Here is a 19,399-nt window from a genome sequence, read left to right on the forward strand (position 1 = left end):
GCTCACGCTCCGCCGGGCAGCGGCGCGCGGGCATCGACGAGATTTTTCGCGCGCAGCTCCTGCCAGAACGCCGGCGGCACCGCGCGCTCCGACATCGCCATGTTGTCGGCCACCTCCGCTTCGTTGCGCGCGCCCATCACGGCGACCGTCACCGCCGGGTGCGCCACGCAGAACTGGAACGCTGCGGCCTTCAGCTCCGTGCCGTGCTTGCGGCAGAGCGCGTCGAGCTCGCGCGCACGCGCGACCAACGCCGCATCGGCGTCCTGATAGTTGAACTTCGCGCTGGTGTTGGGATTGGCCAGGATGCCGCTGTTGTAGATGCCACCCAGCAGGATGCCGATGCTCTTCGCCGTGCAGAGTGGAAACAGCGCATCCAGCGCGCCCTGATCGAGCAGCGTGTAGCGGCCGGCGAGCAGAAAGCAATCGACCGGCATCGCCTCGGCAAATCGCACCAGCATTTCGGACTGGTTCATGCCGGCACCGATCGCCTTGACCGTGCCCTCGCTGCGCAGCCGCTGCAGCGCGCGGAACGCACCATTGACAGCGTCGTCGAAGTGATCGTCGGGATCATGCACGAGCAGAACGTCCACGCGGTCGAGCCCGAGCCTTGCGAGGCTCTCCTCGACTGAGCGCATTACGCCGTCATGGCTGAAATCGAACACCGGCCGCTCGCGCGGCGTTCCCTTGTAGTGTTCGTCCTCGGCAGCAACGCCCTCGGGCGCGCGCAACAGACGGCCGACCTTGGTCGAGATGACGTAGGAGTCGCGCGGCTGCTGGCGCAGGAAGGCGCCGAGCCTCCGCTCGGCGAGGCCAAAGCCGTAAAGCGGCGCGGTGTCGAAGAAGCGGATTCCGGCCGACCATGCGCGTTCGATCGTCGCTTTCGCGTCGGCATCGCTGACTGGGCTGAACAATCCGCCGAGCGGAGCGGAACCGAGGCCGAGTGAGGTGACGTCGAGAGAGCCGAGCCGCGACCGTTTCATTCCCACTGCCTTCCAAGACTCTTTTTGACAGTCCAGATCATCTCCCCCGCTCGCGAAAACCGCAAGCGGGGGAGGCATGCAGGAGCGCGGGGCTGGCGGCGCTCCTACTTCAACATCTGCGCGACGTTGTCCTTGGTCACGAGATCGAGGCCGGTGTAGACGATCTCCGGCACCTTCTCGCCCTTCTTGATGGCGAGCAGCGTGTCCATCGCCTTCTCGCCCATCTCGAACGGACGTTGGCCGACCAGCGCATTGGCATAGCCGTCGCGCAGCAGCTCGAGCTGCATCTTCAGCGTATCGGCGACAACAAGCGTGAACTTGCCGGAATCGATGTCCTTCTTGTTCCTGGAGGCGAAGGCCTTGAAGCCTTCAGGAGCGAACATCGGCCAGCCGCCGATCGGAACGATGGCGGCGAGATCCGGCGTGGCCGTGCGCATATCCGTCATCTGCTGCACCGCGAGTGCGGGATCGTCGTTGCAGAAGGTCGGCGAGCCCGCGACCTCGGTCCATTTCGAGCCCTTCAGCTCCTCGCGCACGCCGTCGACCCGCTCGGCGAGATTCTTGGCGCCCGGACCGCCGGAGACCATCGCGTATTTGCCGCCGTCGGGCCGCATCTTTAGGAGCTGCTTTCCGAGCGCCGTGCCGAACTCCTTGTTGTTGGTGCCGATATAGGCGATGCGCTTGGAACCCGGTGCATCCGCGTCGAAGGTGATGACGGGGATGCCGGCGGCGGTCGCCGCCTCGATCGACTTGGTCATGGCCGCGACGTCGGCGACCGAGATGGCAAGGCCGTCGACCTTCTGGGTGACGAAGTCCTGGATGATCTGCGCCTGCGTCGCCGGCTCGTGCTCGACCGGCCCCTTGTAGATGCACTCGATATTGCCGAGCTCCTTGGCGCGCTTCAGGCAGCCGTCGCGCGCGAAGTCGAAGAACGGATTGTTCATCGCCTTGGGCACGATGACGAAGCGGTAGTTCGCGGCGAACGCCGGCGTGGCCATCATCGCAACCGCGATGCCGGCAAGAAGAAGTTTCCTCATTGTCTCCTCCACTCTTGTCAGGCGCCTGTCCTGTCTAGAGGTGTCCGGGAAGCGGACAGGCGGAGTTATATTTGCCGTCCCGGACCATTCGTCACGTCAGGTCATCCGCGAGCGGATGCGATCGACCAGCACGGCCAGGATGATGATCACGCCCACCAGCGTCTGCTGCCAGTAGGAGCTGACCTGCGCCAGCACGAGGCCGTTGCGGATCACCTCCAGCAGCACGCAGCCGACGATGGCTCCGAGCGGACCGCCGATGCCGCCGGCGAGGTTGGCGCCGCCGATCACGGCGGCCGCGATCACGTTGAGCTCGTAGGAGGTCGCCATGTTGGCCGGCGCCGATCCGAGCCAGCCGGAGATGATGATGCCCTGCAGGCCCGCGGCGAGCGCGCAGATCACGTAGACCTCGATCTTGACGCGCACCACGGGAATGCCGGTGAGCTCGGCCGCCTTCTCGTTGCCGCCGAGCGCGAAGACGTGGCGGCCGAACGCGGTGTGGTGCAGCACCACGGCCATCGCCATGGCGAGGATCACGAGATAGATGAAAGGCGCGGGCAGGCCGAGCATGTTGCCCGAGGTGAGCGCATAGAAATAATCGGCGTCAGGCCCGCCCGGAAAGCTGCCGCGGCCGTTGGAGACGACATAGCCGAGCCCGCGTACGATCGAGAGCATGCCGAGCGTGGTGACGAAGGGAGACAGGCCGAGCACGGCGATGCAGAAGCCGTTGACGAGGCCGGCAATGAGCGCGACGCCGAGGCCGGCGAGCACGGAGACCAGCAGGATCAAGCCTGGCACGTTGGCGACGACGGTCTTGCCGTCGGCCGCCATGTGCACGAACAAGGCGCCCGCGGGCGAGCCGGGCGCCGACAGCTCGGTCATCACCATGGAGGTAATCATGGCGGAGAAGCACATCATCGAACCGACGGAAAGATCGATGCCGCCGGTGATGATCACGAAGGTCACGCCGAGCGTGGCGATGGCGATGAAGGAAAAATTCTTCGCCACGTTCTGCATGTTGCCTTCGGTGAAGAAATACGGGCTGGCGAAATGCATGATCACCAGCAGCACGGCCAATGCTAGCAGGACGTAGCCGGTCTGCGAGGCGAAGATGCCGCGCTGCCACCATTTGATCCGGCCGACATTGGTGAAGCTGATGGGGGATTCCATGGGCATGGCCATCACGCCGCCTCCTTCGCGCCGGTGATGAGGGCGGTGATCTCCTCAGGCGAGGTCTGGTGGATCGGCTTGTCGGCGCGCTTCTCGCCGCGGCGCATGACGACGACGCGGTCGCACACCGCGAACACGTCGGGCATGCGGTGCGAGATCAGCATGACGGCGACGCCCTGCTCCTTCAGCCGGTGGATCAGGCCGAGCACCTGCTCGACCTGGCGCACCGAGATCGCGGCGGTCGGCTCGTCCATCATCACCAGGCGCGCATTGGAGAGCCTGGTACGCGCGATCGCAACCGCCTGGCGCTGGCCGCCCGACATCTGCTTGACGAGGTCGTCGGGCCGGGTCTCCGAGCGCAGCTCGCCGAACAATTCGAGCGCACGCGCCGCCATCGCCTTGTGGTCGAGCAGGGCGATGAGTCCAAACCTGCGCTTCAGCTCGCGGCCGAGGAAGACGTTGGCCGCGGCCGTCAGATTGTCCGCGAGTGCGAGGTCCTGGTAGACGACCTCGATGCCGACGGCGCGGGCATCAATCGGACGATTGAAATGGACGGCATTGCCGGCAAAGCTCATCTCGCCATGGCTCGGGCGGAAATTGCCGGCGATGATCTTGACCAGCGTCGACTTGCCGGCGCCGTTGTCGCCCATCAGGCCGACGACCTCGCCCGGGAAGACCTGCATGTCGACGTCGTGCAACGCGCGGATCGCGCCGAACTCCTTGCCGATGCCGGAGAGCTCGAGGACCGGGGTCGCGTCAGCATGTGCCATCAGCGGATTCCTCAGACGTAGCGGTTGACGAGGGATTCCAGATATTCCTGCCGGCCGGAGCGCGGCTGCGGATCAAAGCCGGGGAGAAGCGCGCGGTCGGCGAGATCCGCGAGCGAACGCTGGCCGCCGAGAATGGCGCGGCCCTCGGGGCCGGCCCATCCCTCGTAGCGCTTGGCGAGCGGCGCGGTGAGTGCGCCGGCGTCGAGCATGTCGGCCGCGGCGAGGAAGGCGCGCGCGCAGGCATCCATCGACCCGACATGGGCATGGATCAGGTCGTCGGGGTCGATCGACTGGCGCCTGATCTTGGCGTCGAAATTCAGTCCGCCCGAGGTGAAGCCGCCGCGATTCAGGATCTCGTGAAATACGAGCGTCAGTTCCGGCACATTCATCGCGAACTGGTCGGTGTCCCAGCCGAGCAGATCGTCGCCGCGGTTGATGTCGAGCGAGCCGAACACGCCGAGCGCCTCGGCCAGCGCAACCTCGTGATGAAAGGAATGGCCGGCCAGGATGGCGTGGTTCTGCTCGATGTTGAGCTTGACGTCCTTGAGGAGATCGTAGCGTTCAAGGAAGCCGTAGCAGGTGGCGACGTCGAAATCATATTGATGCTTGGTCGGCTCCTTCGGCTTCGGCTCGATCAGGATCGGGCCTTTGAAGCCTATTCTGTGCTTGTGCTCGACGACGAGGGAGACGAAGCGCCCGAGCTGGTCGAGCTCGCGCTTGAGATCGGTGTTGAGCAGCGTCTCGTAGCCCTCGCGCCCACCCCACAGCACATAGTTCTGGCCGCCGAGCCGGTGCGTCACCTCCAGCGCGCCGCGGACCTGGCCGGCGGCATAGGTGAAGATCTCAGGGTCTGGATTGGTCGCCGCGCCCGCCATGTAGCGGCGATGCGTGAACAGATTGGCGGTGCCCCAGAGCAGCCTCACCTTTGCCGAGGCCATTTTCTGCTCGAACAGGTCGGCGATGGCATTGAGATTGGCGACGGACTCGGCAAGCGAGGCACCTTCCGGCGCCGCGTCGACGTCGTGGAAGGTGAAGAAGGGCACGTCGAGCAGACGAAACAGCTCGAAGGCAATGTCGGCCTTGGCGCGCGCCTGCGCCATCGCATCAGTGCCGCCGTGCCAGGGACGCAGGAACGTCTCGCCGCCGAAGGGATCACCGCCGGGCCAGCACAGGGAATGCCAATAGCAGACCGCAAAGCGCAGATGCTCCTCCAGCCGGCGGCCATGGACGATGCGGTCCTTGTCGTACCAGCGAAAGGCGGGTGTGTTGTCTGCATCCTTGCCGGCAAAGGCGACGGGTGCGCTGGCCTCGAAGAATTTGGCTGACGCGTTCACTTAAGCAGACTCCTTCAATGCGGGATAAAGCGCGCGCCAGCGACGATAGGCCTCGTCATAGGCCGCCGTGACGGACGCGCGGGGCGTGAAGCTCGCGAGCCGCCGCGGACGGGTGCAAACCTCCGCGGGATCCTCGCCTGTTGCGGCCAGCCGGCCGAGACGCGCGGCGCCGAGCGCCGCGCCGACCTCGCCATCCTCGACGCGGTGGACGGGGATGCCGAGCGCGTCGGCGCAGATTTGCGCCCACAATTGCGAGCGCGAGCCGCCGCCGACGAGATCGAGCTCAGTGATCGCCCCACCTGCCGCGCTCAGGGCCGCCAGATTGTCGCGCGCGGCAAAGGCGACGCCTTCGAGCACGGCCTGCACGATCTGGCTGCGCGAGGTCGCACCGCGCAGGCCGACGAAGGCGCCACTGGCGGCGGCATCGTTGTGCGGCGTGCGCTCGCCGTCGAGGTACGGCAAGAAGGAGACAGGGCTCGGCCCGTCGACGCGCTCGCCCAGCGGCACTAACAGCACCGCGGCCGGCGTCTCCATCAGGCCGGCCAGCCAAGTCAGAGACGCCGCCGCCGAAAGCATCACGCCCATCTGGTGCCAGAGGCCGGGCAGCGCGTGACAGAACGCATGCACAGCCGTTTCAGGCGCCGGCGCGAACCGGTCGGTGACGCGGAACACCACGCCCGACGTGCCCAGCGACAGGAAAGCATCGCCCGGTGAGATCGCGCCAAGCCCGATCGCGCTCGCGGCATTGTCGCCGCCGCCACCGGCAACCACGACGTCTTTCGTCATGCCCCAGCGCTGCGCATAGTCAGGTGCAAGCACCGCGCTCGCCGCGCTGCCCTCGACGAGGCGCGGCATATGGTGCAGATCAAGCCCGGTGGCATGCAGCAACAGGGCAGACCAGCGGCGCAGGCCCACATCCAGCCACAGCGTGCCGGCAGCGTCCGACATGTCCTCGACCATCTCGCCGGTGAGGCGAAAGCGGACATAGGCCTTGGGCAGCAGCACCTTTGCGACACGCTCGAAGATCTTCGGCTCATTCCGCGCGACCCAGAGCAGCTTTGGCGCGGTGAAGCCGGGCATGGCCAGATTACCCGCGATCGCGTGCAGCGACGGACAGCGACGCTCCAGCGCGGCGCATTCGGCCTGCGAGCGGCCGTCGTTCCAGAGAATGGCCGGGCGCAGCGGCCGTCCATCCTCCCCGAGCAGGGTTGCGCCATGCATCTGCCCCGACAGCCCGATGCCGCGAACCTGCGCGACCTCGCGCGGATGGCGGGCGGCGAGATTGTCGACCGCAGCGGTGGCGGCAGCGACCCAGGCATCAGGGTCTTGCTCGGACCAGAGCGGCGCGGGATGGGACAGCGCAAGCTCGCGCGCGCCCGTCGCAACAATCGTGCCAGCGTCGTTGACGAGCGCTGCCCTCACACCCGACGTGCCGATGTCCAATCCGAGATACACGCCATCCTCCCATTCACCTGTCGCGGTGCGCGATCTTGGAGCCGCGTTCACCGGTGCAGCTTTTCGAAATCTCCTGCCGCTAGGGCAGATTGTCCCGCATCACGATGTCGATCCTGATCTTCTCCTGTTCGCGCAGGATCGGCTCGCCGCGGGCGAGCGCGAGCAGCACCCGCACCGCGGCGCGCGCCTCATGTCCCGGATTCTGCGAGATCGCCGCATCCATCACGCCCTGCAGCAGTAGCCGCCGCGTCAGTGCGGTGACGTCGTGCCCGACGAACACAACCTGCTTGTCACGGCCGGCGTCGCCCGATGCCCTGTCACCCGACGCCTTGTCACCCAAAGCCTTGGCCACGCCCTGCGTGCCGGCGCCGACATTATAAAGGCCGACGATGTCAGCGTGCCTGCCGAACAGGCGCGCCAGCAGCTGCTCCGAACGCTCGTCCTCATCGCGCCCTTCCAGCACTGGCAGCACGCTGAGACCGGGGAATTCGGCCGCCATCACCTGGTTGAAGCCGAAGATGCGCTCGGCATGATCGCGCAGGCCCTGCGAGCCCGCGACGATCGCGACCTTGCCGGACCTCTGGCCGACCAGACGTCCGACCAGCGCGCCGGCGGTGCGGCCCGCGGCGATGTTGTCGATGCCGACATAATGGTGCCGGCGCGAGGACGGCACGTCCGAGACCAGCGTCACGACCTTGGTCCCGGCATCGACGAGATCGTTGATGGCGGCGCGGACGCTCGGATGATCCAGCGCCACCACGGCGACGCCCTCGTAATCGCCGGACAGGGCTTCCAGCGAAGATGCAAGCGCGGACGGGTCGAACACGTCGGTTGCGACCATCTCGACGCCCAAGCGGCGGGCCGACAGCCAGGACGCCATTTCGCCGAGATAGGCCTCGATCTGCTGCATGAACGGGTTCGGCCCCGACGGCATCACGAAGGCGAAGCGGCGGGCGCGGCCGCGCGCGAGCTCGGCGGCGGCGACATGCGGCTGGAACGAATTGCGCTCGATCGCCGCCTTGACGCGCCGGACCGTGTCCGGACGCACGCCCGGCCGGTTGTGCAGGACGCGGTCGACGGTCGCGAGGCTGACGCCCGCCTCGCGGGCGATGTCTTTTAGCGTCAGGGCAATCGGTGCGAGGGTCTCGGCCATCGCTGAAGGCTAGCAGAGGTGTTCTGAGGTACGCAACTCATTTTGAGGGGCGAGGCGGCCTTTCCGGGCCTGCTGCGCGCCTTAGCGGCCGGTCAGGTCGAGCGTCAGGAACACGCTGTTGGGATCCTCGACATAGCCCTCGAACGGTGCACAGGCGACGAAGCCGTGCGCCTCGTACAGCGCTTGCGCCGGCTTGAAATAGTCCCACGATCCGGTCTCGAGGCTGAGCCGCTTCAGGCCGCGCGCGCGGGCTTCCGTGATGATGTGGCGGAGCATCTGACCGCCAAAGCCGCGCCGGCGCGTGGTCTGGCGCGTGTGCATCGACTTGACCTCACCGTGCTCGGCCGAAAGCGTCTTCAGCGCGCCGGTGGCAACCAGCGTCTCGCCCTCCCAGCCGGTCCAGAATGCGATGTCGGGCGCGCGAAGCCCCGCGAGATCGAGCGCGTGGGCGCTGCCCGGCGCGGTCTGCGCCCGCGCCGCGGTGACGTGATGATCGAGCAGCGCGATGACGCGGGGATCATAGGTGTCGCCGGGGCGGATCTGCATCATCATTTGTCCCTGGTCTCACATCTTGCCGTAGGAAGCGCCGCGCCTGGTGATGATGACGTAGCGCGCATCCTGTTTGGTCTCGTTCTCGAACATCACCGCGCGCATCACGTCGAAATCCAGACAATCCCCTTCGCGCAGCCGCACCGCCTTGGCATCGATGTGCACGGCGATGGCGCCCTCCAGCATCAGGAGCTGCTGGGTGAAGGCGTTGCGGCCCCAGGGGCTGTAGGAGACGCGCGCGCCGGCCGGGAGATCGACCACGATGATCTCGATGCCGCTGGCCGCATCCGGCGGCGAGGCATGGCGCCGCCGGTAGCCGCTGTCGGGATCGCGCCAATGCGGCTGGTCGGCGAGGCGCACCAGGCGCTCCGGCGGCTTCTCGGCGAGAGCGACCACATCGCTGAGCGAGACGTCGAGCGCCGCGCAGAGTTTTCCGAGCAGCGCCGCCGTCGCACTGCTCTGCGCCCGCTCCACCCGCCCGATCATGGCCCGGCTGACGCCGGAGCGGCCTGCAAGCTCGTTCAACGTCATGCCCGCCTGCGTCCGCAGCGTCTTCAGGCGGCGGCCGATTGCGCGATCGAGTTTCTGCTGGTCCATGGCTTTCATCACAAGCGCTGCCTGGCCGGAGACGGTACTGCCAGAGCATGAGGGAGCTTAAGCCAGCTGACGGTCGATGGCGGGCGCCGAAGGCTAATATATTAGAATGTCGGCCATGCTCCTGGGCGCAGAATTAGTGCCCGCTTGCGTGCTGCCGCGAGCTTTGCGCGGAAGCATTATCTGCCAAGCGATGATATTCGCGAATACAAAGGTCGAGATTGGACCGAAGACGCTGCGCGGCTTCTATGTCGAAGTTCAAATAGTTTGTCGGCTCCCCTTCTGGACCCGCATAAGCGTCGGGTCGCATTTTGAGAGCGACGAAGTATTGGTCGCCGTTTACACTCTTCTTGACACGCCATTGCAGGAAGGAACGCGAATGCCCGCCTCTAATTTCAGGTGTTTCAAATACGACGTCACCCATGGCCTGATTCAGGAGCTGGGATTTCGACAGAATTTTTTTGATGGATGCCCACATTGCGGTTCGCCCGAGACTTGGAACGCTCAATAAAGCCGCCCTGTCTCTTCAAGGAGCTTGGAGCGGGCGAAGGGAATCGAACCCTCGTATGCAGCTTGGGAAGCTGCCGTTCTACCATTGAACTACGCCCGCAATCCCTTGAGATTGCTTGTCTTTTTCGGCTCGACCAAATCGGCATGGCACGATTTTGGCACGGGGCGCCACTTCTGCGCCCGGGTAGTTAGACCAAACCGCATCGCATTTTGCAATCGCGGCATTCGAATTGCCTAACGCAATGACACGCGCTCTCGCACTCACCACCAGGCGAAGGCTCGGCCAGACTGCGAGCGCACGAATGTGTCCTAGGCTGGCGGTTGACCTGCGAATGGCCGGGCCACCGTGAACACAACGCGATCACCTCCTTGTGGCGAGCGAATCTCGGTTAAGATCGGCGTGGAGACCGATTCTAATGCACCTTTCCGAAACCGATTTCGTTAGAATCTTGAAGGACAACATCCGTCCGGCCCAGCCGATCGACGTGCCGGAATTGCTGCAGGGCCGGGAGTCGATCTTGCGCGACATCCGGCGCACATTGCATTCGCCGGGCATGCACGTTTTCATCCATGGGGAGCGAGGCATTGGCAAAACGTCGATCGCTCTTACCGCAGCAAAGGCCTACCTTAAGGCCGACCCGCCTTGGGTCGGCTGCGATGAGAAATCGACCTTCGAGGGCATCGTCGGCGACATTTGCGGCGCGCTGGTCGAGAAGACCTACCTTCAGAAACCGCGCGAACTCAGCGGCACCGCGGGCATCAATGTCGGATTGTTCAAAGTGGAAGGGAAACTCGGCGTGCCGGGGCAGTACATCATCCCGGAAAAGCTCACTAGTGTGAACCATGCGGCGAACCTCGTGAAAGAGGCTGCTGCCGCGCGCGATCCTGATGAGCCGATTATCGTCGTTGACGAGATCGACCGGATCGAAAACCCCGAGGTGAAGGCGAAACTGGCCGAACTCATCAAGGCGATGCACGACATGCGCGTACCGCTGAAGATGGTAATGTGCGGCATCGGCAAGACGTTGGACGAGATCATCGGTAGCCACCTGTCGGCCAGTCGCGCGATCACACCGTTCGAGCTGGCACCTATTTCATACGACGCCCGGTGGGCAATCGTGACGAAAGCCGCGGCGAAGCTGGGGTTCGATGTTGATCGGGATTTCCTCATCCGCATCAGCCAAATCAGCGACGGCTTTCCATACTACGTCCATTTAATCGCAGAGAATCTGTTTTGGGAAATTTTCGATCACCAACACAAGAGCACCGCGGCGTCGTCTGACGACTTCCATAAGGCGATCAGCCGCGCGATCGAGCGCGCGGAAAGTCCATTGCGCGAAGCCTATAATTACGCGATCCAGAAGACCACGAACTCCGAGGACTACGAGGAAGCCCTTTGGGCGGTGGCCGAATCGACACACCTTGAGCGGCAGATAAAAGATATCTACGAGAGGTCGTATCTCCCCATCATCATGGAGTGCCGGCAAGCAAAAGGACGTAAAGCACTCGACGTGGAGCGGTTTCGCACCCGGCTATATCGGCTATGCGATCAGGCCCACGGGGGTATCATCGTCCGCAAGCGCAATTCCTGGTACGCCTTCAAGGAAAACGTGCTGCGCGGTTACGTGAGGCTCGTCGCCGAACGCAACGGTGTGCAGCTCGGCGCCGATCATTTTTGAGCCGATTTGCACCGTTTGATCCTTGTGACGCTGGACAATGTGTAGACATAGTGCGCGAAAGGAGTGCCCCAATCGATCGGAATCCCTCGTGTGCTATCGTTCGGCTGCGTAATGCAAGCTCCAACCAATAGGCGGGGTCGCCGTCGAATATATGTGGACTACAGAAATTACGGATAGGACCATCGCCGTTAGCATAGCGGTCGAAAATCGATCAACATGACCTGCGATTGCTGCCGAATTCTGGACGATTGCGGTATTCGCTAAAAGACCTAGAGCGATAAAGAGTATAAGGCTAACGGAGAAGATAAGCGCGTCCTTCCGAGAGTGCTTGATCGCGTACAGAGCGCGGTTCGTGACTACGACTCCCTTTATTGTTGGGGTTTCTAGCGCATGTTCAAAGACTTCTATGTGACCGACCATCTGCTGTTTTGGCCCACTTGCTTCAAGCTCTTTGAGCAGAAGCTCGCAGCCCTGTTGCAGGCGTTCGATCCGGTTATTGTACAGCCTGAATAATAGGAGGCCGTCAGCTTCGCGCACGATCATAAAATCAGTATTCGTGGCTGCATGGGTGGACGCAAACACAACGTAACGCATCGCACGCACTCTTTTTTCCTTGTCCTCTTCACTATGCCCAGGAATGTGCTGCACGATGAATCTTGATCGTTCTTCAAAGAACTGCCGTAACGGCTCCTCATCATCGTCTTCAGGCATTCCGGCCGGTTTGAAACCGACACTGCACAACCACTCTCTGATCTCACGATTGCTCATGAATGTCTTTTTGTCGACAGATCTTGGCGTTCTCAAGGTAAAGCGCGCTCTCATCGAACGTCTCCAAAGAGAAAAGCCTCATAGTGAGGCTTTAAGTGTCGTCATGCAAATTACGCGTCTGGGAAGCTCCGTTGCGCGATCTCCTGCGCCTGAGACCAAAGCCAAGCATGCTCTTGATAGGCGTTATCCAGCTGGGTCTGATGTCGTTGCTGCCAAGACCATTCCGTGCCATGCACCACAGAGCTGGAGTGCAAGCTAGCGATCTTCTCTGCCAAACGTATTCCAAGCAACTGTCTCACGCACGCGAGGTAGCGATCGCGATCCTGGGCAGTAGGAACAAGAATATGCTGTAGGTCGACTTGCATGGTCGTCTCCTTGGTGACAAGAGACGAGGACCTTCGGATGCAAGCCTTTGAACGTCGACCCAGCTACTGCCACCAAGCACGTTCTCTATGCAGAATAGATCAGAATATTTTTTGGGCAATATCGCGAAAGTACCAAAACACGAAGCCAGACTCTGTCAAGTTTTTGTTCAGCCGCTCTCAACGTACGCATACGACGAGGACCGCCTGATTGACGCATGCGCGCGGGTACAGTTAGTTCTATGATCGGCGGGGTGAAGGTCAGGCGGCTTGCTGATCGGTGGGATTGGCTTGGCGCAGGAGCTTCCATTCCCAGGGCAGCAGTTCGTGCAGCCGCGACGTAGGAAGATCGGCGATCCGGGCGAGGACGTCGGCGAGCCAGGCCTTGGGATCGACGTCGTTGAGGCGACAGGTCGTGATCATCGTCAGCATGATGGCGGCCCGATCGGCACCGCGCTGGCTGCCAGCGAAGGTCCAGTTGCGCCGCCCCAAGGCGATGCGTTCCTGGCGCACGGCGCGCCGGCCGTCGGCACTGCGGCCGTTGATGGCGCGCTCGATCTCGAACAGGGCGTCAAGACGCCTGACCGCTTCCAGCGCGATCGGGGAGACCGGTTTGCCTTTCTGTCCGTCCCGGGCGGCTTTCTCGATGTCAGCCAGTTCGAAGAAGCCCCGCCGCGCATGGGCCAGGCAAAATGCCGGCGTGATCGGCATCGCTTTCCTTTTTGGGTCGAACAACGGCTCGAAGCCGCTATAGCAATCCGCCTGCAGGATACCGCCGAAGACGGCCAGATGCTTCTGGGGATGTTCGCCCCTTCGGTCGCCCGAGGCGTAATAGACCGCCGCCGGCGGCGCAGGTCCGGCGAAGGGCCGATCATCCCGCACATACGTCCAGATCCGGCCGGTCGTGCACTTGCCCTTCGCCAGGATGCGGATGGTGGTGTCGTCGCCATGAAGGCGCTCGGCCGCAAGCACATGACGCTCGATCAGCTGGAACAGCGGCGTGACGGCGAAGGTCCCGTGACCGACATGGTCGGCCAGCGTCGATAACGGCAGATCGATCCTCTCGGCCTTAAAGCGCACGCTCTGGCGGTTGAGCGGGATATGCATGCCGAACTTGTCGAACAGAATCGTCGCCAGCAATTGTGGGCCGATGAAGCCGCGCGGCGTCGCATGGAACGGTGCCGGCGGCTGGCTGATCTTCTCGCAATCGCGGCAGGTGAACTTCTCGCGTACCGTCTCGATGACCTTAAAGCGACGCGGAATCTCCTCCAGCGTCTTGGTCACATCCTCGCCGACCTTCGCCAACCGCGATCCACCGCAGCAGGCGCAGGTCCTTGGAGCCTCGATGACGACGCGCTCACGTTCGATGTCGTCCGGCCACGGCTTGCGCACCGGCCGCTTGCGCGTGAAGGCGCTCACGCTCTGGGTTTTTGCCGCGGCAGCCTGCGCAGCCAGCTCATTCTCGGTCGCCGTGGTGGCGAGTTCTTCGAGCTCCAATTCCAACTGCTCAAGTAGCCGCGCCGTGCGCTCGGAGCGCTGCCCGTGCAGTTCGCGTTTGAGCTTCTCGATCCGTAGCTCAAGATGAGCGATCAGCACTTCGCTGTCCGACAGCTCCGCCCGCGCGTTGGCGGCATCCGCGACCGCCACATCGCGTTCAGCCTGCAACGCCTCGCGCTCGGCCAGCAGCGCAAGGTAGGCGCTCGCGAGATCCGACGGAAGATCGCTCGGCTTCAATGTCATGAAGCCATTGAATCAGATCGAGCATCAGATTCAAACCCAAAACGATTATCCGACCCGCGTCGGACGCTGGGTTTCTTGCGGATTGCGCCAATCGATCCCGGACAGCAGGTAGCTCAACTGCGCCAGCGAGATCGTTACCGCTTCACCGGCAACCGATGGCCAGATAAACTTTTTTCTCTCGAGTTTTTTTGTGAACAAGCAGGCTCCCTGACCATCGTGCCAGATCACCTTCACAAGATCGCTGCGGCGACCGCGGAAGACAAACAAATGACCGCTGAGCGGTTCTTTGTGCAGCACCTCCTGCACTTGGAGGGCCAGCGATGGAAAGCCTCTGCGCATATCCGTGTAGCCTGTAGCCAGCCACACTCGCACATTCCCTGGTACAGAAATCATCGGCGTCCAAGCACATCGAGGACCCGCGCCAACGCCTCCGGATCGACGTGCGCATCCACCCGGATGCACCGTCGGTTGCCGAGATCGATCTCTATCAATCCAGTACGCGCGGCTGCCGCCGAGCGAACTCGGCCATCAACCGTAGGCAAAAGCTTCGGAGTTTCTTCAGCCGAGGCCGCTACGGCGGCGATCTGCACCGGCGTAAAAGATGGTGCAACTTGTTCCGATGTCCGTGCTTGTCGACGCCAGGTAAACACCAGGCTGGCCGCTACTCCGTTGCGCCGCGCAACCTCAGTTACCTTCGCGCCCGGTGCCAGCGTCTCCTCGACAATCCGTGCTTTGTCGTCCTGCGACCAACGCCGCCGCCGCTCGAGCCCGCCCAAAACTTCGACCCGCATCGCCTGATGACCTTAAAGCTAGACCTAAGGTCACACGCTTCGCGAATTACCACCCGTCACGCAAGACGGTCCTCGTCGGAGCGGTACCTCTCAACCTCCAACTGCCCGATAAGATAACCGTCATATGTATGTACACATTGAGTTCGAAGAACGTGAGAGGATCGGGCTATTAAAAGCACAAGGAATGAAAGTGCCGGAAATTGCTAGGAAGCTTGGACGCGATCCAACAACGATCAGGCGCGTGAGCTCAAGCGGCAAAAGCCGCGATACCTGGGATACTCGGCACTTGTCGCGCAGGTCGATGCCGGAAGAAACAGAAGACTCCCCGTCAAAGAAAGAAGCTCGATCACGCACCACTCTGCAAAGTTGTGATGTAGAAAATGACACTGCGCTGGTCTCCGGAGCAGATTGCCCGTCACCTCAAGAAGAAATATGCTAGGGACTTCCGTATGCAGGCGTCGCACGAAACTATCTATACGTACATCTATGTACTTCCGCGAGGTGAGCTCCGGAAGGAGCTGATCTCATACCTCCGACAAGGCAGGAGGGGTCGTCAGAGGCGAAAACGGGATACCGACGAGCGGGGCAAAATACCCTGATCTGCGAGCTTGGATTTGAGCTTGGAAATGGACGACAAAGAAAGAAAGACTAGAAGTAGAGCCAAGAATTGGAGGCTTCAATCGTACTCAAGTTAGCCGAGATTGGTCAGACTTTATCACTTTTTGGGCAACCCGTGGGCAACCACGCAGTTATTATCAGCAAAGGCGATACGGCAAAGTGATGAAGTATAACGTAAAAGCCGCCATATGGCGGTTTTTGCGTTGAAGAGACAAAACTCGCGGCCGAGCAAGTGAGCCCTGATCGACCAAGGTCAGCGGCGAAAGGTCGAAAAGATCGATGGATGTCAATCGGCCCTTTTAACTGCGGGCTGTTTTCAAGCTGCCATTCTTTCTCTCGGGTGGCACGCCAGTGGCGATTGCTCCGTGGGAGCTGGTCGGGGTTGCGGAGACGGAGCGATCGCGGTTCGGCGAGACGATCGCCTAGCGGGCTTGGACAATAGGTGCGTCCTACATCACAACAGGCCGGAACGTCAAAGCGCGGCAACCGTGTTGGTCTGCAATCTTGCCTCGCGAACCGTCCGACAAAATCGCTTGCGCTTGGTTGCTGAGATCAAGACGCAGACACTTTGAACAGCGATGCTGCCTTTATGATCGTCTGACCTGCCACTGCGTATTTCCTCCAGAAGGAGTTAGAGTCCGGCCCGAAGAAGGACGGACAGATGAAGCGAGCAAGGTTCACGGAAGAGCAGATTATCGCGGTATTGAAGGAGCATGAGGCTGGGGCGAAGACAGCCGACCTGGCTCGCAAGCACGGTGTTTCCGAGGCGACGATCTACAATTGGAAGGCCAAATTCGGCGGCATGGACGTTTCCGAAGCGAAGCGGCTGAGGGCCTTGGAAGAGGAGAACGGGAAGCTGAAGAAGCTTCTGGCCGAGCAGATGCTCGATGCGGCCGCACTTCGCGAGCTCCTTTCAAAAAAATGGTAGGGCCCGCCGCCAAGCGCGCTGCGATCGCGCATCTGCAGGCCGTCATGAGCCTGTCGGAACGGCGGGCCTGCTCGATTGTGGGGGCGGATCGGAAGATAATCCGCTATCGCTCCAGCCGCCCGCCGGACGCAGTTCTGCGTGGCCGATTGCGCGATCTCGCCAACGAGCGGCGGCGTTTCGGCTATCGCCGGTTGTTCGTCTTGCTGCGGCGGGAGGGCGAGCCATCGGGGATCAACCGGATCTACCGGCTTTACCGCGAGGAAGGGCTCACCGTCCGCAAACGGCGGGCTCGCCGCAAGGCCGTGGGGACCCGTGCCCCGATCCTGGTCGAGGCGAGGCCGAACGCGCGCTGGTCGCTGGACTTCGTCCACGACCAGTTCGCCAATGGCCGACGCTTCCGCATCCTCAACATCGTCGACGACGTCACCAAGGAATGCCTGGGCGCCATTCCGGAGACGTCGATCTCGGGGCGGCGCGTAGCCCGCGAACTGACGGCAATCGTCCAGCGACGCGGCAAGCCAGGAATGATCGTGTCCGACAATGGCACCGAATTCACCTGCAACGCCATGCTCGCTTGGTGCAAGGACGCAGCCATCGATTGGCACTTCATTGCGCCGGGAAAGCCGATGCAGAACGGCTTCGTCGAGAGTTTCAATGGCCGGATGCGCGATGAGCTACTCAACGAGACCCTGTTCTTCGATCTCGATGACGCCCGCGCCAAGATCGCCAACTGGGTCGCCGACTACAATCTCCAGCGTCCCCACTCGTCGCTGAAATACCTGACCCCCGCGGCCTACGCCGCCCACCTCACCGCAACGGACGATCGGCTGCGCAACCCCGACCAGCTCCGCCGATCGTCCGTTGCTCCATCAGCGCCACTTGGCGTACAAAACCCCGAGACTCTAACTGCCGCTGGATGAAAATGCAGTGGCAGGTCACGGCGATCAGGCGCGCCAGACGGCCTTCGCCGCGCGCCTGGGCGAGATCGGCGAACAGGCGGGATGTTCGCTTGTAGAGGACGGAGAAGCCGTCGCGGCAGGCCTTGTTGCCGAGCGCACAGGCAAGCCAGGACTTGCCGGTGCCGGTTGGGCCGACGATGACCAGGTGGTTGGCCTCACGGATCCATTGGCAGGTGGCGAGGGTTTGGAAGAGCGAACGGTCAAGGCCGCGAGCGGTGCGATAGTCGACGTTCTCAATGGCGGCGGCTTGCCGGAGCTTGGCACTGGTCAAGCGGCGCGTGAGGCGGCGGTTGTCGCGGGCGGTGACCTCGCGATCGACGAGGAGGCCGAGCCAATCGGCGTGCGGCATCTCGGCCGCCTCGGGGTTGTTCTGCAGTTCAGTGAGGGTATCGGCCATGGCGGCGAGGCCGAGGGCGCGCAAGCGATCGACGGTGGGGTGAATAAGCATGCTGATCTCTCCTGATCAATTGTAGTAGCTGCGGCCACGGATGTTGGCGTGGAAGAGGATGGGCGCCTCCTCGGCGGGAGGCGCGGTTCTGTCGGTGCCGTTCTTGAGGATGGCGGCGACCGATTTGTACGAGCGGGCGTTGAGCAGCAGGGCCCGGGCGCAGGCGGCGTCGACGCGTTCCTGGCCGTAGCGCTTGACCAGCCCGAGAATGCCGATCGCGGAGCGGAAGCCCTGTTCCGGATGCGGCCGCGACCGCAGGATGACGTCGATCAGGGTGTCGGCGTCGGGGCCGACCTTGGCGGCTTCGGAACGAATACGCTCATGGGTCCAGTCACGATAGCGGCGATGCGAACTCGGCATATGCTCGGCAATCGTGGTCGGGCGATGCGGCAAGGTGCTGCGCAGATGCGAGGCCACGCGCTTGCCACGGAGGAAGATCTCGACGGTCTTTTGGGTGATGCGAGCCTCGACCTCCTGATGCGAGAGGTTGTGAGGGACGCTGTAGTAATGCTTGGCGATCTCGACGTGATAATCGAGGTTGACCCGGCAGCGCTTCCACTCGGCATACTCGTACGGTTCATCCGGCAAGGGGGTGAGCGCCTGATGATCGAACTCTTCGAACAGATCGCGCCGACTTCGCCCCCAGCTCCGGAGAGGTCGATCGTTCAGCTCGACAAGGAGGCTGTGGATCGCCTCGTTGAGGGCGGCGAGCGAGAAGAAGCGGCGGTTGCGCAGACGCGCCAGAATCCATCGCCCGACGATTTGGACCCCGACCTCGACCTTGGCTTTGTCGCGCGGCCGATACGGCCGCGCCGGGACGATGGCGGTGCGGTAATGGCGGGCGAGATCGGCATAGGTCCGGTTGACCATCGGCTCGTGAAAGCAGGCCCGGGTGATGCCGGCCTTCAAATTGTCGCTCACCGTCTGCCGGGCCACACCGCCGAAAAAGGCAAAGGCCCGCACGTGCGAGGCGATCCAGTCCGGCAGGCTCTGGGTGAGGCTGGCCTCGGCGTAGGTGTAGTTCGAGGCGCCGAGCACGGCGACGAAGATCTGCGCGCTGCGCACCTCACCGGTGAGCCCGTCAACTACCTCCATGGTGTGGCCGGAATAGTCGACGAACAGCTTCTCGCCGGCGACATGGACCTGGCGCAGGGTCGGCTTGAGGCGGCCGGCCCATTCCTTATAGCGTTCGCAGAACCACGCATAGCTGAAGCTGTCGGAGTTTGCGTCGCAATACTCCTCCCACAACAGCATCAGCGTGACGTTCGGGCGCCGCAGCTCGCGATGCACGAGCGCCCAGTCCGGATGCGGACGCTCGTCGCTGGGCCGATCGGAAGGCGGCGGAAACAGGCGGTTCTCGAGCTGGACGTCGTCATCGAGCTCCGTTGGCAACGGCCAGGTCAGACCGGCGCGGCGGGCTCGGTTGACGTACTTACTGACCGTGCCCTGGGCCAGACCGAGGCTGCGGGCAACGGCGCGTTGCGACATGCCGACGCTGTAGTGCAGGCGTAGAACTTCGCGAATGTGGCGCATGGACAGTCTCTCTGTCGGCATCTC

19 protein-coding genes and 1 tRNA gene are annotated in these 19,399 nt (G+C 62.9%); 3 read left to right on the top strand and 17 right to left on the bottom strand.

Features of this window, described 5'->3' with window-relative positions; translation table 11 throughout:
* Positions 1-2 precede the first annotated feature (2 nt).
* The 11 genes from LPJ38_RS01585 to LPJ38_RS01635 form a co-directional block, all read right to left on the bottom strand.
* Entirely contained in the window at positions 3-980 is a 978-nt protein-coding gene (locus LPJ38_RS01585; protein ID WP_145630643.1) for an aldo/keto reductase, read from the bottom strand.
* A 104-nt stretch (positions 981-1,084) separates the two neighbouring features.
* Positions 1,085-2,017 carry a sugar-binding protein gene (locus LPJ38_RS01590; RefSeq protein ID WP_167520370.1) on the bottom strand — a complete coding sequence of 311 codons (933 nt, stop codon included), beginning with the start codon at positions 2,015-2,017 and terminating at the stop codon, positions 1,085-1,087.
* Positions 2,018-2,113: 96 nt separating this feature from the next.
* Positions 2,114-3,196 carry an ABC transporter permease gene (locus tag LPJ38_RS01595; RefSeq protein ID WP_167520369.1) on the bottom strand — a complete coding sequence of 361 codons (1,083 nt, stop codon included), beginning with the start codon at positions 3,194-3,196 and terminating at the stop codon, positions 2,114-2,116.
* Positions 3,196-3,954 carry an ATP-binding cassette domain-containing protein gene (locus tag LPJ38_RS01600; RefSeq protein ID WP_145630640.1) on the bottom strand — a complete coding sequence of 253 codons (759 nt, stop codon included), beginning with the start codon at positions 3,952-3,954 and terminating at the stop codon, positions 3,196-3,198. Before LPJ38_RS01600 ends, LPJ38_RS01595 begins: the two co-directional genes overlap by 1 nt.
* 11 nt (positions 3,955-3,965) lie before the next feature.
* Positions 3,966-5,288, bottom strand: a complete 1,323-nt coding sequence (xylA, locus tag LPJ38_RS01605) for a xylose isomerase (protein ID WP_145630639.1) — start codon at positions 5,286-5,288, stop codon at positions 3,966-3,968.
* Entirely contained in the window at positions 5,289-6,743 is a 1,455-nt protein-coding gene (gene xylB, locus LPJ38_RS01610) for a xylulokinase (protein WP_145630638.1), read from the bottom strand.
* 79 nt (positions 6,744-6,822) lie between these two features.
* Entirely contained in the window at positions 6,823-7,896 is a 1,074-nt protein-coding gene (locus LPJ38_RS01615; protein ID WP_145630637.1) for a LacI family DNA-binding transcriptional regulator, read from the bottom strand.
* Between the two features lie 81 nt (positions 7,897-7,977).
* Positions 7,978-8,442: a GNAT family N-acetyltransferase gene (locus LPJ38_RS01620; protein ID WP_167520399.1), complete on the bottom strand. Its 465-nt coding sequence runs from the start codon at positions 8,440-8,442 to the stop codon at positions 7,978-7,980.
* 18 nt (positions 8,443-8,460) lie between these two features.
* Complete coding sequence (locus tag LPJ38_RS01625; protein WP_167520368.1) at positions 8,461-9,042, bottom strand: helix-turn-helix domain-containing protein; 582 nt, start codon at positions 9,040-9,042, stop codon at positions 8,461-8,463.
* 133 nt (positions 9,043-9,175) lie between these two features.
* Positions 9,176-9,517, bottom strand: a complete 342-nt coding sequence (locus LPJ38_RS01630; protein ID WP_145630634.1) for a hypothetical protein — start codon at positions 9,515-9,517, stop codon at positions 9,176-9,178.
* A gap of 58 nt (positions 9,518-9,575) precedes the next feature.
* Positions 9,576-9,649, bottom strand: a tRNA-Gly gene (locus tag LPJ38_RS01635).
* Positions 9,650-9,998: 349 nt separating this feature from the next.
* On the opposite strand from LPJ38_RS01635, the gene LPJ38_RS01640 reads away from it, so the two are divergent.
* Positions 9,999-11,228: an AAA family ATPase gene (locus tag LPJ38_RS01640; protein ID WP_158644747.1), complete on the top strand. Its 1,230-nt coding sequence runs from the start codon at positions 9,999-10,001 to the stop codon at positions 11,226-11,228.
* A 93-nt stretch (positions 11,229-11,321) separates the two neighbouring features.
* On the opposite strand, the gene LPJ38_RS01645 is transcribed toward LPJ38_RS01640, so the two are convergent.
* The 4 genes from LPJ38_RS01645 to tnpA all read right to left on the bottom strand — a co-directional run bounded on the left by LPJ38_RS01645 (position 11,322) and on the right by tnpA (position 14,889).
* Entirely contained in the window at positions 11,322-11,996 is a 675-nt protein-coding gene (locus tag LPJ38_RS01645) for a hypothetical protein (RefSeq protein WP_158644746.1), read from the bottom strand.
* A 623-nt stretch (positions 11,997-12,619) separates the two neighbouring features.
* The gene (gene tnpC, locus LPJ38_RS01650) at positions 12,620-14,098 is read right to left on the bottom strand and encodes an IS66 family transposase (RefSeq protein ID WP_145630631.1); all 1,479 of its coding nucleotides are present in this window, start codon (positions 14,096-14,098) and stop codon (positions 12,620-12,622) included.
* Positions 14,099-14,143: 45 nt separating this feature from the next.
* Positions 14,144-14,464 carry an IS66 family insertion sequence element accessory protein TnpB gene (gene tnpB / locus LPJ38_RS01655; RefSeq protein WP_370137884.1) on the bottom strand — a complete coding sequence of 107 codons (321 nt, stop codon included), beginning with the start codon at positions 14,462-14,464 and terminating at the stop codon, positions 14,144-14,146.
* A gap of 23 nt (positions 14,465-14,487) precedes the next feature.
* Entirely contained in the window at positions 14,488-14,889 is a 402-nt protein-coding gene (gene tnpA, locus LPJ38_RS01660; protein ID WP_074448291.1) for an IS66-like element accessory protein TnpA, read from the bottom strand.
* A 184-nt stretch (positions 14,890-15,073) separates the two neighbouring features.
* Here tnpA and LPJ38_RS38230 point away from each other — a divergent pair, with 184 nt between their 5' ends.
* Together LPJ38_RS38230 and LPJ38_RS01675 are read left to right on the top strand one after the other, a co-directional pair.
* A complete protein-coding gene (locus LPJ38_RS38230) occupies positions 15,074-15,328 on the top strand; it encodes a hypothetical protein (RefSeq protein ID WP_430640300.1) in 255 nt (84 codons plus the stop codon).
* An 840-nt stretch (positions 15,329-16,168) separates the two neighbouring features.
* A protein-coding gene (locus tag LPJ38_RS01675) for an IS3 family transposase (RefSeq protein WP_231088560.1) occupies positions 16,169-17,355 on the top strand; the annotation gives its coding sequence in 2 pieces (ribosomal slippage) (positions 16,169-16,421 and positions 16,421-17,355; 1,188 coding nt in all).
* On the opposite strand, the gene LPJ38_RS01680 is transcribed toward LPJ38_RS01675, so the two are convergent.
* Together LPJ38_RS01680 and istA are read right to left on the bottom strand one after the other, a co-directional pair.
* Positions 17,243-17,842, bottom strand: coding sequence for an ATP-binding protein (locus LPJ38_RS01680; protein WP_145643145.1), 600 nt, complete (start codon positions 17,840-17,842; stop codon positions 17,243-17,245). The genes LPJ38_RS01675 and LPJ38_RS01680 overlap by 113 nt on opposite strands.
* A gap of 15 nt (positions 17,843-17,857) precedes the next feature.
* The gene (istA, locus tag LPJ38_RS01685; RefSeq protein WP_167520822.1) at positions 17,858-19,396 is read right to left on the bottom strand and encodes an IS21 family transposase; all 1,539 of its coding nucleotides are present in this window, start codon (positions 19,394-19,396) and stop codon (positions 17,858-17,860) included.
* Positions 19,397-19,399 lie beyond the last annotated feature (3 nt).

Source organism: Bradyrhizobium daqingense, assembly GCF_021044685.1.
Lineage (GTDB): Bacteria > Pseudomonadota > Alphaproteobacteria > Rhizobiales > Xanthobacteraceae > Bradyrhizobium > Bradyrhizobium daqingense.

What these genes read in the sequence shown, in the direction of transcription:
- LPJ38_RS01585 (WP_145630643.1), bottom strand. Translation starts at nt 980, where the DNA reads ATGAAACGGTCGCGGCTCGGCTCTCTCGACGTCACCTCACTCGGCCTC.
- LPJ38_RS01590 (WP_167520370.1), bottom strand. Translation starts at nt 2,017, where the DNA reads ATGAGGAAACTTCTTCTTGCCGGCATCGCGGTTGCGATGATGGCCACG.
- LPJ38_RS01595 (WP_167520369.1), bottom strand. Translation starts at nt 3,196, where the DNA reads ATGGCCATGCCCATGGAATCCCCCATCAGCTTCACCAATGTCGGCCGG.
- LPJ38_RS01600 (WP_145630640.1), bottom strand. Translation starts at nt 3,954, where the DNA reads ATGGCACATGCTGACGCGACCCCGGTCCTCGAGCTCTCCGGCATCGGC.
- LPJ38_RS01615 (WP_145630637.1), bottom strand. Translation starts at nt 7,896, where the DNA reads ATGGCCGAGACCCTCGCACCGATTGCCCTGACGCTAAAAGACATCGCC.
- LPJ38_RS01620 (WP_167520399.1), bottom strand. Translation starts at nt 8,442, where the DNA reads ATGCAGATCCGCCCCGGCGACACCTATGATCCCCGCGTCATCGCGCTG.
- LPJ38_RS01625 (WP_167520368.1), bottom strand. Translation starts at nt 9,042, where the DNA reads ATGGACCAGCAGAAACTCGATCGCGCAATCGGCCGCCGCCTGAAGACG.
- LPJ38_RS01630 (WP_145630634.1), bottom strand. Translation starts at nt 9,517, where the DNA reads ATGTGGGCATCCATCAAAAAAATTCTGTCGAAATCCCAGCTCCTGAAT.
- LPJ38_RS01645 (WP_158644746.1), bottom strand. Translation starts at nt 11,996, where the DNA reads ATGAGCAATCGTGAGATCAGAGAGTGGTTGTGCAGTGTCGGTTTCAAA.
- tnpC (WP_145630631.1), bottom strand. Translation starts at nt 14,098, where the DNA reads ATGACATTGAAGCCGAGCGATCTTCCGTCGGATCTCGCGAGCGCCTAC.
- tnpA (WP_074448291.1), bottom strand. Translation starts at nt 14,889, where the DNA reads ATGCGGGTCGAAGTTTTGGGCGGGCTCGAGCGGCGGCGGCGTTGGTCG.
- LPJ38_RS38230 (WP_430640300.1), top strand. Translation starts at nt 15,074, where the DNA reads ATGAAAGTGCCGGAAATTGCTAGGAAGCTTGGACGCGATCCAACAACG.
- LPJ38_RS01680 (WP_145643145.1), bottom strand. Translation starts at nt 17,842, where the DNA reads ATGCTTATTCACCCCACCGTCGATCGCTTGCGCGCCCTCGGCCTCGCC.
- istA (WP_167520822.1), bottom strand. Translation starts at nt 19,396, where the DNA reads ATGCCGACAGAGAGACTGTCCATGCGCCACATTCGCGAAGTTCTACGC.